The sequence below is a fragment of the Streptomyces sp. NPDC088553 genome, assembly GCF_044752965.1.
Classification (GTDB): Bacteria; Actinomycetota; Actinomycetes; order Streptomycetales; family Streptomycetaceae; genus Streptomyces.
The window spans coordinates 261,133-277,703 of sequence record NZ_JBIVMG010000003.1; the positions used below are offsets into that span (position 1 = coordinate 261,133).

The 16,571-nt window shown below is 72.7% G+C and carries 14 protein-coding genes; 9 read left to right on the plus strand and 5 right to left on the minus strand.

The genetic code is table 11. From position 1 onward, the window contains the following. Position 1 precedes the first annotated feature (1 nt). The 4 genes from ACIP8Z_RS10655 to ACIP8Z_RS10670 all read right to left on the minus strand — a co-directional run bounded on the left by ACIP8Z_RS10655 (position 2) and on the right by ACIP8Z_RS10670 (position 5,563). Positions 2-1,354, minus strand: coding sequence for a DUF1254 domain-containing protein (locus tag ACIP8Z_RS10655; protein ID WP_402081341.1), 1,353 nt, complete (start codon positions 1,352-1,354; stop codon positions 2-4). A gap of 14 nt (positions 1,355-1,368) precedes the next feature. Beyond that, positions 1,369-2,682: a DUF1254 domain-containing protein gene (locus ACIP8Z_RS10660; RefSeq protein ID WP_402081343.1), complete on the minus strand. Its 1,314-nt coding sequence runs from the start codon at positions 2,680-2,682 to the stop codon at positions 1,369-1,371. Between the two features lie 119 nt (positions 2,683-2,801). Continuing rightward, positions 2,802-4,139: an MFS transporter gene (locus ACIP8Z_RS10665; protein ID WP_402081345.1), complete on the minus strand. Its 1,338-nt coding sequence runs from the start codon at positions 4,137-4,139 to the stop codon at positions 2,802-2,804. 11 nt (positions 4,140-4,150) lie between these two features. Continuing rightward, positions 4,151-5,563 (minus strand): alkyl sulfatase dimerization domain-containing protein, encoded by a 1,413-nt coding sequence (locus ACIP8Z_RS10670; protein WP_402081348.1) that lies wholly within the window; start codon positions 5,561-5,563, stop codon positions 4,151-4,153. Between the two features lie 169 nt (positions 5,564-5,732). On the opposite strand from ACIP8Z_RS10670, the gene ACIP8Z_RS10675 reads away from it, so the two are divergent. The 7 genes from ACIP8Z_RS10675 (at position 5,733) to ACIP8Z_RS10705 (ending at position 13,769) form a co-directional block, all read left to right on the plus strand. Continuing rightward, positions 5,733-6,971: a PucR family transcriptional regulator gene (locus ACIP8Z_RS10675; RefSeq protein WP_402081351.1), complete on the plus strand. Its 1,239-nt coding sequence runs from the start codon at positions 5,733-5,735 to the stop codon at positions 6,969-6,971. Between the two features lie 879 nt (positions 6,972-7,850). After that, positions 7,851-8,018 carry a BON domain-containing protein gene (locus tag ACIP8Z_RS10680; protein ID WP_402081353.1) on the plus strand — a complete coding sequence of 56 codons (168 nt, stop codon included), beginning with the start codon at positions 7,851-7,853 and terminating at the stop codon, positions 8,016-8,018. Continuing rightward, the gene (locus ACIP8Z_RS10685) at positions 8,015-8,617 is read left to right on the plus strand and encodes an AMP-binding protein (RefSeq protein ID WP_402081356.1); all 603 of its coding nucleotides are present in this window, start codon (positions 8,015-8,017) and stop codon (positions 8,615-8,617) included. Before ACIP8Z_RS10680 ends, ACIP8Z_RS10685 begins: the two co-directional genes overlap by 4 nt. Positions 8,618-9,245: 628 nt before the next feature. Continuing rightward, positions 9,246-9,968, plus strand: coding sequence for a two-component system response regulator CseB (cseB, locus tag ACIP8Z_RS10690; RefSeq protein ID WP_402081358.1), 723 nt, complete (start codon positions 9,246-9,248; stop codon positions 9,966-9,968). After that, on the plus strand, positions 9,965-11,224 hold the full coding sequence (locus ACIP8Z_RS10695) for an ATP-binding protein (RefSeq protein ID WP_402081361.1): 1,260 nt from the start codon (positions 9,965-9,967) through the stop codon (positions 11,222-11,224). The genes cseB and ACIP8Z_RS10695 overlap by 4 nt, the downstream gene beginning before the upstream one ends. Before the next feature lie 491 nt (positions 11,225-11,715). Next, a complete protein-coding gene (locus ACIP8Z_RS10700) occupies positions 11,716-12,669 on the plus strand; it encodes a D-alanyl-D-alanine carboxypeptidase family protein (RefSeq protein ID WP_402081364.1) in 954 nt (317 codons plus the stop codon). Beyond that, positions 12,666-13,769, plus strand: a complete 1,104-nt coding sequence (locus ACIP8Z_RS10705; protein WP_402081366.1) for an endonuclease/exonuclease/phosphatase family protein — start codon at positions 12,666-12,668, stop codon at positions 13,767-13,769. Before ACIP8Z_RS10700 ends, ACIP8Z_RS10705 begins: the two co-directional genes overlap by 4 nt. A 127-nt stretch (positions 13,770-13,896) precedes the next feature. Here ACIP8Z_RS10705 and ACIP8Z_RS10710 read toward each other — a convergent pair whose 3' ends face one another. Further along, positions 13,897-14,334, minus strand: coding sequence for a hypothetical protein (locus ACIP8Z_RS10710; RefSeq protein ID WP_402081369.1), 438 nt, complete (start codon positions 14,332-14,334; stop codon positions 13,897-13,899). A gap of 468 nt (positions 14,335-14,802) precedes the next feature. On the opposite strand from ACIP8Z_RS10710, the gene ACIP8Z_RS10715 reads away from it, so the two are divergent. Next, positions 14,803-15,429 carry a response regulator gene (locus ACIP8Z_RS10715; RefSeq protein ID WP_402082341.1) on the plus strand — a complete coding sequence of 209 codons (627 nt, stop codon included), beginning with the start codon at positions 14,803-14,805 and terminating at the stop codon, positions 15,427-15,429. After that, the gene (locus tag ACIP8Z_RS10720; RefSeq protein WP_402081371.1) at positions 15,426-16,547 is read left to right on the plus strand and encodes a sensor histidine kinase; all 1,122 of its coding nucleotides are present in this window, start codon (positions 15,426-15,428) and stop codon (positions 16,545-16,547) included. Before ACIP8Z_RS10715 ends, ACIP8Z_RS10720 begins: the two co-directional genes overlap by 4 nt. The last annotated feature ends 24 nt before the right edge of the window (positions 16,548-16,571 follow it).

Below are 16,571 nucleotides of genomic sequence, written 5' to 3' on the forward strand. Positions count from 1 at the left end.
CTCACTTCCTCGCGGTGATGGGCGGCAGCCTGTAGGTGCCGTCGAGGACGGACGGGCCGGGCGTGTAGAGGCGGATCATGGGGCGGAAGTCGCCGGCGGGAGCGGGCAGCCAGTTCGCCGCCTCGGCCGGGTCCTCGGGGCGCTCGCGCTGGATGACGACAGTGAGGGAGCCGTCCTCGCCGTACACCAGGCCGGGGGTGCGGTCTCCGAGCGAGTAGCGGCCGGCCGGGTTGGCGACGAGGTAGTAGTCGGGGGTGTCGTACATGGTCACCGACCAGAACGACTCGACGGGCGGCTGCTCTTCGAAGCGCAGGGTGTAGGACCGGGATCCGTTCAGCTGCTCGCCGTCGGCGTCGGTGAAGGTGTGCGCGTACACCGCTTCGTAGCCGTGGTTGCCCCACAGCGCGGAGCGTGCCGCACCGGCCCGGACGAGGTAGGACGCCTCCCGGTCGGCGATCCGCCACTGCGGGGCGTCCAGGGATCCGACGCCGAAGTGGTCGAGGTTGTAGTCGAACAGGTGCGGGTTCATCACCCAGGCACCCGGCGGACGTTCCCCTTCGGCGGGCGGATTCGCCGCTGCCTCGACGCGCGCCTTGCCGGTCGCGAGCCCCTCGGTGAGGGCCTTGACGAGGGCGGGTTCGGCGTTCGCGTACGGCGAGTGTCCCCCTTCGAGGAGCCACAGCGGCTGGAAGCGTTCCTGGTGGTCCTGGTCGGGGCCGGCGGGTGGGAAGTCGGCCATCCACACGCGCAGTTGCTCGTAGAAGCGCAGCTCTTCGGGGACGTCGGGATCCGGCGTCGGCAGACCGGTCCGGTGGGTTGTCCTGTCGAGCGGGGTGAGCGTGAGCTGTTGCTGGAGGGCCTGCACGCGGGGCATGTCCTCAGGGCCGTCGCAGGCGTTGCGGCCGACGATGGAGATCACGGCGGTCGGGGCCTCGATCACCCCGCGCACCCCGTCGGGTGCGGTGCCGGACCAACCGGGCGGAGCGATGAGCCAGTCGCCTTCCTCCGTCCCGGTGGCGCGCTTCCCGAGGTAGGCGAAGTTGTTGCTCCACACATCCACGAACTGCAGGACGTAGTACGCACCGGCGGTGTCCGGGACATGGAGCAGGACCGGGCCGCCGGAGAGGTCGACCTGGGCGATCGAGTACACGGTGTCGTTGTTCACGGACACGAAGTGGGCGTCCGGGGTGGCCAGTTTCGTGGAGTGGCCGAACCGGTTGAAGGGGGTGGGAGGCAGCGAGCCGAAGCCCTTGTGCATGAAGGCGGAGATCATCGATACGTCGAAGACGAGGGGGTAGCCGTAGACGTACGCGTCTGCGGCCAGGTCGGCCAGGTTGCCGGTCTGGTGGGGCACGACGGGGCTCTCTCTCAGGTTTCGACGCTCAGGGCGGGCAGGGTCCAGGAGCCGTCGAGCACGGAGGCGTCGGGGCCGTACACGCGGATGGCGATGGTGAAGGGGCCGTCGGGCGCGGGCAGCCAGTTCGCCGCCCGCTTCGGATCGGCCGGACGGTCCTTGCGTACGTACAGGGTCAGGCCGCCGTCGTCGTCGTACACGAGCCCAGGTGTGCGGTCGCCGATGGAGAAGCGATCGATCTCGTTGGCGACGAGGAGCCGCTCGGGCAGTCGGTACATCGTCGCCGACCAGAAGTAGCGTGCCGGCGGCAGCGCCCCGGGGGCGAAACGAATGACGTGGTCGTGCGTGGCGGCGTTCGGCGGCCGGTTGCCCTGGTCGTCCCGGGCCCAGCCCGCGTACCAGGCCTCCGCCGCCGGCAGTCCGTAGAGGCCCTTGTCGACGCCGACCGCGCGGGTCAGGTAGTCGGTGCCGTGCTCGGCGCGGGTGCCGAACCAGTGGGTGGAGTCGGCCGCGTCCGTCTTCGCCTCCTCCAGGCGGGCACGGGCGTCCTCGATGCCCTGCTGGATCGCGGCGCGGATCTCCGGCTTCAGCGCGGCGGGCTCGAACTCCCCGCTGCCCCGCACACCGAGCGCGGCCAGCCGGCCGCGCAGTTCCCGCTCGGCGCCGAGGACGGGGAAGAACTGGAGCAGGAAGTCCAGCAGGGTGAAGAACTCGACGGTGCCGAGGTCCTCCTCCCGCCAGACGGGCCACACCGGTTCGTCGTCCGGCGGCGGCGCGTCGGCGCCGGTGAACTCCGACAGCGGACGCAGCCGGTACCGCTCCTGGATGTCCCGCAGAGTCGGTACGTCGTCGGGGCCGGCCAGATACGTACGGCCCAGGATCCCGACGAGGAAGGTCTCGGCGCGCAGCACCCCCGCGATGCCCTCGGGGACCACGCCGTCCCAGCCGGGCCCGGCGACCAGGTAGTCGCCCGCCTCCGAGCCGGTCGCACGGGCGCCGACGTAGCCGACGTACGAGGTGTCCAGGTCGTGCAGCGGCAGGACGTAGTAACGGTCCACGGCCGGAACCGACACCACAAAGGGCTCCGCCCTCAGGTCCAGCCACGCCCAGGAGTACGGGGTGTCGTTGTTCGGGGTCACCACGTCCGTGTTGGCCGGGGTGAAGGGCTCCGAGTAGTGGCGGAAGCGCCCGAACCCGCCTACGTACCGGGGATCGTCCTGATCAACCGCCTGCGGATACATCGTCCGGTAGTTCTGCAGGAGCGCGTATCCCCAGATCCAGCCCTCGGCCGCGGCGCTCCGCGCCTCCTCGACGGTCAACTCCGGCACACCGATCTCCTCACCCGTTTATTACGTTTTGCCATAAACTTTCATACTCGTCTCCGGGGCGCATCCGGAACTCCCCCAGCGCCCCACCGCGGTCTGCGCCGAGCCGGCGGGGCGCGCCCTCAGTGGACGACGGGGGACGCCGCACCCGGGGACTCCGGGACGCCGAGCCGCTCGGCGTCCCGTTCCGGGCGCATGAAGCAAGCGGCCAGGAGGCCGGTGACCAGCAGCAGGGCCGCCGTGACGAGCCAGCCGTTCTCGTAGCCGGCCGTTGCCGTCGCCGCGCTGTCCACGATCCGGCCGAGGACCAGGGGCGAGACGATGCCGCCGAGGGCGAAGACCGCCACCAGGGCGCCAAGGACGACGCCGCGCTGCGAGGGCGGCGTGATGCGGGCGATGGCCGTCTGCGCGGCAGTGATCATGACCAGGGCGACCGCCATCGGGCCGAACATCATCGGGACCTTGATCCACAGCGTGTCGACGGTGGCGAACACGGTCACCGCGCCCGCCGAGGCCACCAGGAGCAGACCGGCGCCGGCACCGGCCGGCAGCCTTCCGCCCGTTCCGCGCAGAGCGGCTCGGCGGGCCAGCAACCCGTGCGCCAGGAGGACCGCGCCGTTGGCCACGGCTCCCCCGCCGACCGCGGCGGCGGCCCGGTCGAGGTCCCAGCCCACCACGGTCTGGAGATAGTCCGGCAGCCAGGTGAGTTTGGCGCTCATCACCCAATAGGCGGCGAATGCGCCCAGTGCCGCCGTGATGAAAGTGCCGGAGAGGAAGACGGCGCGCAGCGGTACGTCTGCGGTCCCCGAGCTCCCCTCCGTGGAACGCGCGTCACGGCCCACCGGCGGGGCCAGCGGCCCCTCCTTGCCCTTGACCCTCCACACGGCCACCCACAGCAGGCCCGCGAGCCCGGCCGCCCCGAACGCCCAGCGCCAGCCGAAGTGGGAGATCACTGCCCCGAGGGTGGGCGCCGCCACCGCCACCCCCGCCGCCGCGCCCACCATGAGGATGGCCGTCGGCAGCGTGCGCTCACGCTGCTCGAACCAACCGTGGACGTGGTGGACCGCGACCGGGGCCGAGGGTCCTTCGGCGAAGCCGAGCAGCACCCTGGTGGCGATCAGCGTCGCGAAGCCCGCCGCCCCCCAGACCATCGGCAGCTGCGCGGCGGCCCACAGCACGCCCATCACCAGGAGCAGCACCGATGTGCGCACCTTGCGGGTCAGGAAGGAGACGCCCAGCGCGGACAGCGAGAAGAGGCTGAAGAACGCGGCCTGGGCCGTGCCGAACTCCTGGCGGGTGAGTCCGAACTCCTTCATGATCTCCGGCCCGGCCAGCCCCAGGACGGCCTTGTCGGCGAAGTTCACCAGCATGAAGACCAGCAGGAGCCAGGTGGTCGTCCATGCCTGCCGGCCACCTGCCGTCGGGGCCGTCGGACTCGCGCCCCGCGTCGTCGCGGTCACCGCGTCCACGGTCACACCCCTCGCTCTGCGCTGTCGTCCACGGCGGCGGCGCAGCCGCAGCTGTCGTCGTCGACGACGCCCACGCTGATGACCCCCGCGGCTCGTCGCCGCCCTTCCTCGCTGCGGGTCAGTTCGGTGGCGACGTCGGTGCCCTCCGCCACGGCGGCGGATTCCGCGGCGGCCCAGTGGAAGACGCCGCGCGCCATCGTCGAGGTCTCCGCCGCTGCCCGACGGGTGAAGACCTCGGCCCGGATCCGGGCCACGTCGGGGTCGGCGGGTGCGGCCAGCGCGGCGGCCTCTGCCAGGTGCGCCGCGAGACGCAGTTCGCCGCGGGAGAGGAGCCGCCCGGCCCGGTCCGCCAGCGCCCGCGCCCCGCCGGCGGCCTCGGCGAGTTCGACGGCCAGCGCGGCCTCGGGGGCCGGCTTGAGGTTCGCGGGATTCTGGTCGTACCACCCGCCCCACAGCCGCCACAGGTTCCGCACGACGAACTCCGGCTCGTCGTACGCGGGGTGCAGGTAAGGCTTCTCCAGCAGGCCGGCGGGGACCTTCACGCCGTGCAGCACCTCGTCGAGGCGCGCGCCCGCGTTCATCAGGTCCCGGGTCTGGGTGCACAGTGATTCGAGCAGCTCCGCCGTGTCGCCGAGTGCCTGGCGGATGCGGCCTGCGCCGAGGATCGGCACGCCGTGTCCGGGCAGCAGGACCTCGGCGCCGAGGTCCTGCATGGCGCGCAGTGCGGCCGCCCACTCCACCGGGTAGCGCTGCACCTTCTGCGGGTTTCCGGCGTTGGGCGAGTTCCAGATGAACAGGTCGCCGGTGCACAGGGTCTTCAGCTCCGGGATCCACACGTAGGTGTGGTCGTCCGTCTCGCCGCGGGCGTGCACCAGCTCGAAGGTCAGCTCTCCCCTGCGCAGGGTCAGCCGGTCGCGGTAGGTGGTGTCCGGGTAGCGGTACTCCGTCGGCCAGTTAAGGGAGGGTACGCCGAACTGGCGTCGGTTGATCCAGGTGTTGTAGCCGGCCGTCTCCCGGTAGCGGTCGAAGCGTGCCGCCACCGCCTCGTGGGCGACGACCTCCGGGAGCGCCGTGCCGCTGTCGGTGGCCTCCCGGTCGAAGGGGCTCACGCCGAAGACGTGGTCCACGTGGCCGTGGGTGTACACCACAGTGGTCACCGGCGCCTGTGAGCGGCCGCGCACCGCGTCGTGCAGCTGGGTCGCCGTGCGGAAGTCTCCCGAGTCGACCAGCACCAGGCCGTCGCCGGTGTCGAACACCGCTACGTTCGCGAAGGCCGGGAAGAAGCCGGTCCGCTCGGCGACCCGCACGAGTCCGCCGCCGGCGAACTCTCCGGTGAAGTGGGCCAGCAGAGACTCCTCCCCGCGCCAGACCCGGTCCGCGTACTCCATGTATCCGCTGGCGTTGTGTTCCGTCATAGTTTCCGGCTCCTCGTACGTCACCCGGGAGGCAGCGTCCCGCGCCCCTCGTGTGGCCCGCTGATGTCTGTAGAGTCTGCGGCGGAGCCTGACGAGGGGATATCCGTCGCCTTCACAGTCGTTCACGGCACACGCTGTGATCCGTCACATTGCCCGGGAGGAACCTCCGGTGCCGAGCACCCCGCCGCCCGAAGCCCACGACACGCGTCCCGCTCTGTCGCCCGCGGCCCGGGCGCTCGCCGCCCGGTGCGAGGGCCGGGTCAACGAGCTCGCCCGCCGCATGGCCCGTGAATCGTTCGAGCGGCTGCCCGGATACAGCGAACTCCCCACCGACGTGAAGGACGTGGAGGTCGCCGCGACGGTCCGGCACGGGCTGCGTCTCTTCCTGCACCGCGTACGCGACGGGCGGGATGGCGCCGGGGACTACCGCCTCTTCCGGGAACGGGCCGCCCAGCGCGCCGACGAGGGGATGCCCCTGCACACCCTGCTGCGCAGCCACTCCACGGCCGTCCACGTGCTCTGGCAGGCGCTCAGGGAGGAGACCGCCGCCGGCGAGGAGGGCGCGCTCCTGGAACTCGTCGACCTCCTCCTCCGCGGCCACGAGGCGGTGATCGGAACCGTCGCCGAGACCTATCTCGACGAGCAGGCCGCACTCTTCGCCGAGCGACGCGAACACCACCGGTCCCTCGTCCGGGGCCTGCTGGACGGCTCCCTGCCTCCCGCGCGGGCCTTCGAGGAGCTGGGACTCGAAGGCCCCACCCTCGTCGTCCACCTGTATGTTCCGCGCGAGCGGGATCCCGAGGCCTCGGCCGTGGCGGAGCGCCGCCGGACGCGCCGCGTCCAGACCGCCGTGGACCGCACCTTCGACGCGGGGGCCGCGTCCCTGCTCGGCGCCGACGGCGGACACGTGATCGCCCCTCGGCGGCCGGACGACACCGACGGCATCCGTGCCTGCGAGGAACTGACCGTCCGGCTCCGGCAGGTCTGCGGAGACGATGTCCGCGTGGCCGCGGTCACCGCCGCCACCCCCCGGGACGTGCCGGCCGCCGCCCGCACCGCCACCGGCATCGTCCGGGTCGCCCGCGCCTGCGGCCGCCCCGCCGGCGTGCACCGCATGGACGACGTCCTGCTGGAGTACCACCTCTCCCGACACGACGAGAGCAGCGACCGCATCGCCTCCCTCCTCGATCCCCTCGGCGACCGGCCCGAACTCATCGAGACCCTGCGCGTCCACATCGAGCACCGCCACGAACGGCGCAGCACCGCACACCGGCTCGGGCTGCACCCCAACACCGTGGACAACCGGCTGGCGAGGATCACCGAGCTCACCGGCCTCGACATCGCCTCCCCCCGCGGAAACGCCCTGGCCCTGGCCGCCCTGCTCCTGCGCGACGACGCTCCCCGGTGACCCTCGCGGGCGCGGGGACCGCGGTCGCGCGTGACGGAGGCGGTGCCGCGGCCGGGGCCACCGACGCGCGCCCCAGACCGTCCCTCGGGCTGCTGTGGTACTCGGCTGACAGGCGTCCCATGGCAGCCCGGGCCAGCTGGAGTTCCTGCATGCGGCGCAGCAACAGGTCCTCCCCGGCGATGTCCGGCGGCGATGCGATGAGCTGGGCAGGCAAGCGCCGCGCTGTAGTTCGCAGGTCAGCAAGCACGGACACCATGCGGACGCATGCTGACGGTTTGCTGACCTGAGGGGGGCACATGATGCCCCTGACCTGCGGCGACGCCAAGTAATCAGATCTTGGACTTGAACAGAGTACGCAGCACTTGGGACTCCTCTGAGACGGCTCCCTGCCTACTTTGTGCAGGTCAAGGGCAGTCGCGACTCTACACCGGCACGCGCCGAACGATGTTTGAGAGGAACATCGCTCCGGTCGGGCTGGACGGCTTCCTACCTGCGCTTTCCCTTAGCACCGGCGCCTGTTGGGACGATCGCCCGCCCCGGAACGTGCGGGGACTCATGCTGACCGGATGCTGACTTGCCTGATGAGCGATCAGGCATGCGGGAGACCCCTCGGCAGCGCGGAACTCGCGGGCGGCGGCTTCCCGTCCGACGGCCTCGCGAGGCGGAGGCACGGTAGGAAACCGGCCCGGAGGAGCCGGCGGCGCACCGGCCCCTTCGGCACGGGGAGCGGAAGCGTGTACGGGCTCGGCACCTGGCGTGCGGAAGCATCGTCGCCCCGCGGCCGGCGTACCCCTTCCTGCGCAGTGACACCGCGATCCGTGACGAGATCGAGCACGACGTCCTGGCCGATACTCTGCGCTTCGCCCCCACACGATCCGCGTGACGGTCGACGACGGAGTCGTCGGGCTGACGGGCCGGGTCGCCGAGCGGGCCGACATCCGCGTGATCGTGCGGCTCTGCCGTTCGGTCGACGGAGTCGTCGCCCTGCACGAATCGATCGAGTACGCCTACGACAACCTCGCGCTCGACGTGGAACCACCGCGATGAACGCCCTGTGGGTGGCACCGGTCATGCCCGACTACGACAGCGCCCGGGCCGTCTTCTCCTGGCGACGCGAGCGGTCCCGGCTCGCCGGGCTGCCCGACGGCGGCATCAACATGGGGTACGAGGCGGTCGACCGGCACCTGAGCGAGGGTCACGGCGAACGCGTCGCGTTGCGCTGCATCGCCCGCGACGGAACCGTCCGGACGGTCACCTTCGCCCGACTCGCGGCCGAGAGCTCACGTTTCGCGCACGTGCTGGAGACGCTCGGCCTGGAACGGGGCGAGCGGGTGTTCACCCTCCTCGGCCGCCGGTCCGAGCTGTACAGCACCGTCCTCGGAACGCTGCGGGCCGGCCGAGTCGTGTGTCCCCTGTTCAGCGCCTTCGGGCCCGAACCCGTCGCACTGCGCTTGGAGCTGGGCAACGCCCGGGCGCTGGTCACGACCCGCGAGCTGTACGAACGCAAGGTGGCCCCCGTACGGCCGACGGCTGAAGCACTCAAAGCCGCGCGCCCCGACACGTCGTGTTCGAGGGACAGTCGAGGAGGTGCCACGCCCTGGCGCTCGAGCGCGGAGCGGCCCGCCGCACCCAGATCCGGTCCATGAACGAGGTCGCCGCTGCGGGCACCTTCGCGAGCACCTCGCGGAACCGGGCGACGTCTTCGGCCGGCGCCTCGATGACGGCCTCGCTTCCCTGGATGTCCGGGTGCCCCGTACAGGCCGCCCACAGGGTGTCGACGTCTAGGCCGGTGGTTCTGGTGCGGCGCCGACCGAGAGGTCGTGGAGGCCCGGCATCGCGACACGGAGACCCCACACACGGGCTACGCCGGATGGTCGTCCGCCCTGCCGACCCCGACGCGGAGGGACGGCCGCGGCAGGCTGCGCCGTAACGAGAGTGGCGAACTGGACGCGCCGCGGCACCGCGGATGCGGGGGAACGCGCGTGAGGACGGCGCGGCGAGCGGGCCTCCGCAAAGGGTGACGACGCCGTCGGAGCAACCAGCGTCGCTTGTCCGGTGACGGTGGGCGCCGGAGCGGCTGCCGCGCGACCGGTGTCCGTCGCGCCGCCTCCGTGTCCGTACCCGCTCGGATGTGTGTCGGCCACCGCGCGGTGGTGTATCAGGCGGGTATCAGCCCAGGTCGGAGGCGTGCCGACAGCCTTCCGGCGACGCCGGAGGTGCGTGAGGGTGAGGCATGATGGAGGGCCTGCCCTGTCCCGTGCCCGAGAGATGTACATGTCTGATTCCGTGTCGGCGCCCGCGCCCGCGCCTGTGACCGTCCTGCTCGTCGAGGACGACGAGGTGATCCGGCGGTCCGTCGCCATGGCCCTGGAGCGCTACGGCTACCGCGTGCTCGTCGCGGCCGACGGCCTGACCGGGCTCGAACTCTTCCGGGAGGGGCGGCACGACCTGATGCTGATCGACGTGATGCTGCCGGGCCTGGACGGCATCGGGCTGTGCCGGCGCATCCGGGAGACGGCCACGGACCCGATCCTGATGATGTCGGCGCGCGGCGACGCCCTCGACGTGGTGTCCGGCCTGGAGGCGGGGGCCGACGACTACGTGGTGAAGCCCGTCGACACCGCCGTCCTGGTGGCGCGGATCCGTTCGCTGCTGCGCCGGGCCGCCTTCGTACCCCCGGCAGCCGAAGCGGCCGGCCCCGCGGAGCCGGCCGCCCCGCTGGTCTTCGGTGACCTCTCCCTCGACCCCGCGGCCCTGGAGGTCCGCAGGGGCGGCGAGCGGATCGCGCTCGCCCCGACCGAGCTGCGGCTGCTGCTCGAATTCGCAGCGCACCCAGGAATCGTGCTGGACCGTCAGACCCTGCTGCGCGAGGTGTGGGACTACGGCTGGGACGGCGACACCCGGGTCGTCGACCTGTGCGTGCAGCGATTGCGCAAGAAGATCGGCTCCGAGCGAGTCGAGACGGTCCGGGGCTTCGGCTACAAGTGGAAGCGGTGAGCCGGGGTCCCCGGGGAGCGGTCGCGGGCCTGGTGCCGCACTCCCGCTCGCTGCGCTGGAAGATCGTCCTCCTGGTGGCGCTGGCCTGTGCCTCGATGGCGCTGACGGTCGGCGTGCTGGTGCACGACTCGGTGCTGCGGCGGTCCATGCACGAGGGCGCGGGCAGGGCCGTCACGGCCCTGGAGAAGGCCAGGGAGGAGGCCGCGGCCGCGGGTGAGGATGGCCCCCGGGCCTCCCCGGGGGAGCTGCCCGAGGCCCTGCTGCGGCAGGTCGAGCACGACGGCGAGGCCACGCTCTACGAGAACGAGCCCCCGGCCCCCGTGTTCTGGGCGGCCCGGCGGGAGGGCGGGAAGTTGTACGCGGTCGAGGTCGACATGACCGGCGACCTGCTGACCCGGCAGGCCCTGGACCGTCACATGTGGAAGTACTCGCTGCTCACCCTGGCCGTCGTCGTCCCCGCCACGGCCCTGGCGACGGAACTCCCCGCCCGGCGGCTGCGCCGGGTGGCCCGCACGGCCCGCCGCATCACGGCGGGCGACCTCGACGCCCGGACGGGGACGGTCCGCGGGGGCGACGAGGTCGCCGAGATCTCGGCCGTGGTGGACTCGATGGCCGACAGCCTCCAGCAGCGGATCGACACCGAGCAGCGCTTCACCGCCGACGTCGCACACGAGCTGCGCACCCCACTGATGGGTCTGGTCACCTCGGCGGATCTGCTGCCCGAGGGCGAGGTGACGGACATGATCCAGAGCCGGGTGCGGGTGCTGCGGGACCTGGTGGAGGATCTCCTCGAGATCTCCCGTCTCGACGCGGGCGCCGAGACGTCCCAGCCGGGACCGGTCGACCTGGCCGCCCTCGTCCGGGACTCGGTGGCGCGGACGGGCCTCGTGGCGCGGGTGACCGAACGGGAGACGGCGGTGGTCGAGTCGGACCCCCGGCGCCTGGACCGTATCGTCTCCAACCTCGTCGTCAACGCCCACCGGCACGGCGCGGGCCCGGTGGAAGTCGCCGTCGCCGGCCGGACGGTGACCGTCCGGGACCACGGCCCCGGCTTCCCGGCCGACCTGTTGTCCCACGGCCCCCAGCGGTTCCGTACGGGCACGGCCGAGCGGGGGCACGGGCACGGCCTGGGCCTGACGATCGCGTCCGGCCAGGCGAGGGTGATCGGGGCGACCCTGGACTTCGCCAACGCCCCGGACGGAGGGGCGGTCGCGACCCTGACCCTGCCCCAGGACGGGCCACCGTCCGGGGCGTGACCGCGTCCCTGGACCGCCCGCCGGCGGGTGACCCTGCCGTACCGGGACGGCCTGCCCGTCGCGGGACACTCCTCGGCGCCCCGGGAGGTCCGCCTGTCGGGGTACGTACCGGTACGGCCTGCATGCCGACGCACGGTCCTCGACGGTCACCTGTCGGCGTACGTCCCCGCGCTTCGGACGGCCCGCCGGTGCGTGGCTCCGCCGTCCGGGGACGGCTCCGTCCGCCGACGAGGCCGTCCCGCATCGCTCGCCTTCGCCGGGACGGCCGCCCGGCGCGATGCGCACCCCCTCCGCTCTTCCGGCCGGGGCCCCGACCCGCCCCGCCGATGCGTCGAACGCGCCGGCTGGCGCACGTCCACTCGCCGCCCCGTTGATACACGACCGATGGGTTCCCGAGCGCGGGCAGCGCTCTTCCGACCGTGGGACGGACACCTCGTCCCCGGAGTCTTGCTGCCGTACCGATCCCGTACCGCAGCCCCTGGAGGCGGCCCGTGCCCGTTCCCCGTACCCCCCGTCACCGCCTCGTCGTCGGTGCCCTGTTCCTGGCCCTGCTGACGGCCTTGGGCATCGCCGTCGCCTCCCCCTCCGGCGCGCCTCCGACGCCGGGTGACGAGCGAAGGCCGGTTTCCGACATCGGCCCGCTCCCGTGGCCGCGGGACGGACAGAGCGCCGTCGACCTCGAAGGGACCGGTTCGCTGGGCGAGCGGGGCGGGCGGCGGCCAGTGCCGATCGCTAGCCTGACGAAGGTGATGACCGCCTACGTCATCCTGGAGGAGCACCCGCTGCGGCCTGACGAGGAAGGCCCCCTGATCGAAGTGGACCGGACGGCCGCGCACGAGGCGGGGGTCGGCGGCGAGTCGACCGTCCCCGTACGGCCTGGCGAACGCTACTCCCAGCGCCGGCTCCTGGAACTGCTCCTGATCCCCTCCGGCAACAACGTCGCCCGTCTGCTGGCCCGCTGGGACTCCGGCAGCCAGGCTGCCTTCGTGGGGAAGATGCGGCGCGCCGCCGGACGGCTCGGCATGAAGGACACGGTCTACACGGGGGCGAGCGGCATCGAGCCGACGACCACGAGCACCGCGGCCGACCAGGTGCGGCTGACGCGGGCCGCGATGGAGGACCCTGTCTTCCGGGCGGTCGTGGCCACCCGCGAGACCACCGTCCCCGGCCTCGGGACGATCACCAACACCAATCCCCTGCTGGACAGCCCGGGCGTCCTCGGCGTGAAGACCGGCTCCAGCACACCGGCGGGCGGGAACCTCCTGTGGGCCTGCGAGGTGCGCGTCGGCGGTACGCCCCGGCTGCTGGTGGGCGCCGTCCTGCACCAGCGGGCGAACACGACGCCCGCCGAGGGGCTCCGGGCCGCCGTCGACGCCAGCCGCGGCCTGCTCACCGCCGTCCGCGACCGGCTGGCCGCCGCCGGAACGCAGGGCGGGGAACGATGACGGCGACGACACGCCCGGACCCCGCCGCGGCGCCGCGCGGCACGGCGGCAGAGACCATTGCCTCCCCCGCGACGGCGGCACAGACCCTTCCCTCCCCCGCGGAGGACGGCACGGCGGTCGGCCCGGACCGCGCTCCCGGAGCCTCGGACGCCGGGTCGCGCCGGTGGTGGCGACGCCGCGGGGCGGCGGTCACGGTCTGCTCCGTCCTCCTCGCGGTGGGCGTCGCGGGCCACGGGCTGCTCCCCAGGCTGCCCGGACGGCTGAGCAGTCTGGCCGAGACCCTCCTGCCCTGGAGCGCGCTGGTCGTGCCCGTGCTTGTGACCGCGGCCCTGCTGCGGCGGGCGCAGGTGGCGGCGGCGATGGCCCTGGTGGTGCCGGCGGCGGCCTGGCTGGCGGTCTTCGGCGGAGTCCTCGCCGACAAGACGTCCCCCGGCGGGGACCTCACGCTGGTCAGTCACAACGTCAACCAGGCCAACCCCGACCCCGACGGCACCGTACGGAGCCTGCTCGCCGCCGGGGCGGACGTACTGGCGCTGGAGGAGCTGAGCCCGGCCACGGCGCCCGCCTACGAGCGGGCCCTGGCGGAGACCTACCCGTACCACTTCTACCAGGGCACAGTGGGCCTGTGGAGCGTCCATCCACTGAGCGACGCGCGGGCCGTGCCGATCATGCCGTGGACGCGGGCGATGCGGGCCACGGTGGACGCACCCGGCGGGCCACTGGCCATCTACGTCGCCCACCTGCCGTCCGTCCGCGTGGGCCCGCGCGGATTCACCGCCGGGGCGCGCGACGAGGCGCTGGGCCTGCTGGCGGCGGAGGTGCGGGCGGAGCCCGTCCGGCGCGTCGTCGTCCTGGGCGACCTCAACGGCTCCACCGACGACCGCGGACTGCGGCCCCTCACCGACCGTCTCGTCTCCGCACAGGCCTCGGCGGGCGCGGGCTTCGGCTTCACCTGGCCGGCGCGCCTGCCGGCCGTCCGGATCGACCAGATCCTTCTCGGGGGCGTCCGGGCCGCTTCGGCGTGGACCCTCCCCGCGACGGCCAGCGACCACCTCCCGGTCGCGGCCAGGATCCACCTTTCCCCGGACCCCGCTCCCTGATGATGGGTCAGAATCTCCGGGCGCCGCCAGGAAGCGGACCATCCGACGGGCTTCGGCGAGATCCCCGCCGCCCGGCCGGGACCAGCCCCGCCGAGTGGCGGAACGGCGCCCAGGACGGTCCACCGTCCTACTTGATGACGGCGTTGGCCCCCACGACCACGAGGCCGAGCAACGCGTCCACCGTGCCGATCCTCACGGCGGAGCCCCAGGTGCGACCGGCGGCGCGGGCCGCGGACAGACCCCAGGCGAACAGCAGCACCACGTTCACGGCGAAGACCACGCACTCGACGTCCGCCGTGGGCCACCATCCCCAGGCGGCGCCGAGCAGCACGCACAGCGTCGGCACCGTCGCCACCACCAACGGCCACTCGGACAGCAACAGCCGCACCCCGGCGCGCACACCGTGATGGGTCCGGTCGCCACGCAGGGCCATCAGATGCGCGTAGCCGTGGGCCAAGGCCGAGGCGAAAGCCGTCACCAGGAGCCATTGGGCGCTGTTGAGCCGGTGGGCGGGCGCCGTCTCACCCTGTTCCGTCAGGGCGGCCACCATGGAACTGGCCAGCACCGCCCCGTACACACCCCCGAAGAGCACACGGGGTCGCGCCGCACAGCGACGCAGAGCGCGGACGGGCTGACGCAGGAACGGGCGGGGCATGACGGGGTCGTCCTCGAACGGTAGGGAAACGGCTGCGGCCCGCGGACTCGTGCGGGCCCATGGACCGACTCCAGCTGACGAGGACGACGGACACCATCCGCCGTCCTTCGTGCACTGCCCGCCGACGGACGGGATCGTCCCCCCGAGCGGCTGGAGCCGACCCGCCGGATGTCCACACTCCACGGTCATCGCGCCACCGCGTACCCTGCCGGACGTACTGTCGACGGCAGGCGATCACCGTACGAGAGCGTGGACGCCCCGGTGCGGTGCCGACACGGATCGCCGAGAGGCCGACCGGGCAGACGAGTGTGAGGCGGAACGCCGGTGATCCGGGTAGTGGTGGTGGATGACGAGGCCCTGGTGCGGTCCGGATTCCAGATGATCCTGAACGCGTCCGACGGCATCGAGGTCGTCGCGACCGCGGAGGGGGCGCAGGCGGCCGACGTCATCCGGCGCGAGAGGCCGGACGTCGTACTCCTCGACATCCGCATGCCGGACGTGGACGGCCTGACCGTCCTGCGGAAGATCCAGGAACTGGCCGCGCCGCCGCCTGTCGCCATGCTGACCACCTTCGACACCGACGAGTACATCCTCACCGCGCTGCGGTCGGGTGCCGCCGGCTTCCTGCTCAAGGACACCGAACCCGAGCAGCTCGCCCAGCTCGTGCGCACCCTGGCCGCCGGCGGGGTGGTGATGTCCCCGAAAGCCTCACGCGCGCTGCTGCGCGGTCACCCCGGGGCGGGAGCGCCCCAGGACGCGGAGGTGGCACGCGTCGACCTGCTCAGCGACCGGGAGCGCGCCGTCCTCGTCCTGGTCGCGGAAGGACTGTCCAACGCCGAGATCGGCACCCGTATCCACCTGAGCGCGGGCACCGTCAAGGACCACGTCAGCTCGATCCTGAACAAACTGCGGGTCGCCGGCCGTGTCCAGGCCGCACTGCTCGCCGAGCGCGCCGGACTGCTCGGCAGGGACGGCGACAACCCGTCACGGGACGACGGGCGATGAGCACGGGCCGGGCACTGTGGCGGCGCGTACCCCCCTGGGCCGTCGACGGGTGTCTCGTCGTCCTCGCCGTGCTCGACGCCTGGATCAACCTCTACGGCGAGGGGACCCCTCTCGTCTGGGCCTGCGTCGCCCTCGGCAGCACGGCGTTGTTCCTGCGCAGGCGCTTCCCGCTTGCCGTCTTCCTGTTCACCCTGCCCATGACCCTGTTCATGGACGTCGCGGTCGCGCCGATCACGGCCCTGTACACACTGGCCGCGTCCACCCGCAACCGGCCGATGCTGGCCGGCTGTGCCCTGCTGAACGCGGGGGTGGACACCCTCGTCTGGCCGTTGTCCGACGCGTTCGACGGCGACCGGACATGGACGCTCGTGCAGTTCGTCTACACGCTGGCCACGGCCGTCGCCCCCGTGCTGTTCGGCCAGCTCGTGCAGGCCAGGCACGACGTGGCCCGACAGCTCGTCGAGGTCGAAGAGGCCCGGGAACACGAACGCGCCCTGCACGCCCAGACCGTCCTCGCCAGCGAGCGCGCCCAACTCGCCCGCGAGATGCACGACGTCGTCTCCCACCAGGTCAGCCTCATCGCCGTACAGGCCGGAGCGATGCAGGTGGCCGCCAAGGACCTCGACGCCCGGGAGGCGGCTCGCACCATCCGCACCCTGAGCGCCAACACCCTGGACGAGCTCCGCCACATGGTCACCCTGCTCCGCGCCTCAGGCGGCAGGGAAACCGCACTCGCCCCCCAGCCCACCCTCGCCGACCTCCAGCAGCTCGTCGCCAACAGCGGCATCGAGACCACCCTGACCGGGGAGCTCCCCGCCGGCATCAGCACCACCGCTCAGCGCACCGTCTACCGTACGGTCCAGGAAGCCCTCACCAACGTGCGCAAACACGCCCCCGGCGCCCGCGCCGAGGTACGTCTGTGGCACGACGCACACCACTTCGGCGTCACCGTGACCAACACCGCCCCCACCCGCCCCTCTGTCGCCCTGCCCAGCGCCCACCACGGCCTCATCGGTCTCAAGGAACGCGCCGAACTGCTCGACGGCATCCTCACCGCCGAATCCACCCCACAGGGCGGGTACAAGGTCGAACTACGAGCCCCCGCCCGGTCCGACTGAGGCCGCGCAAGCAGCCCGCGAGGG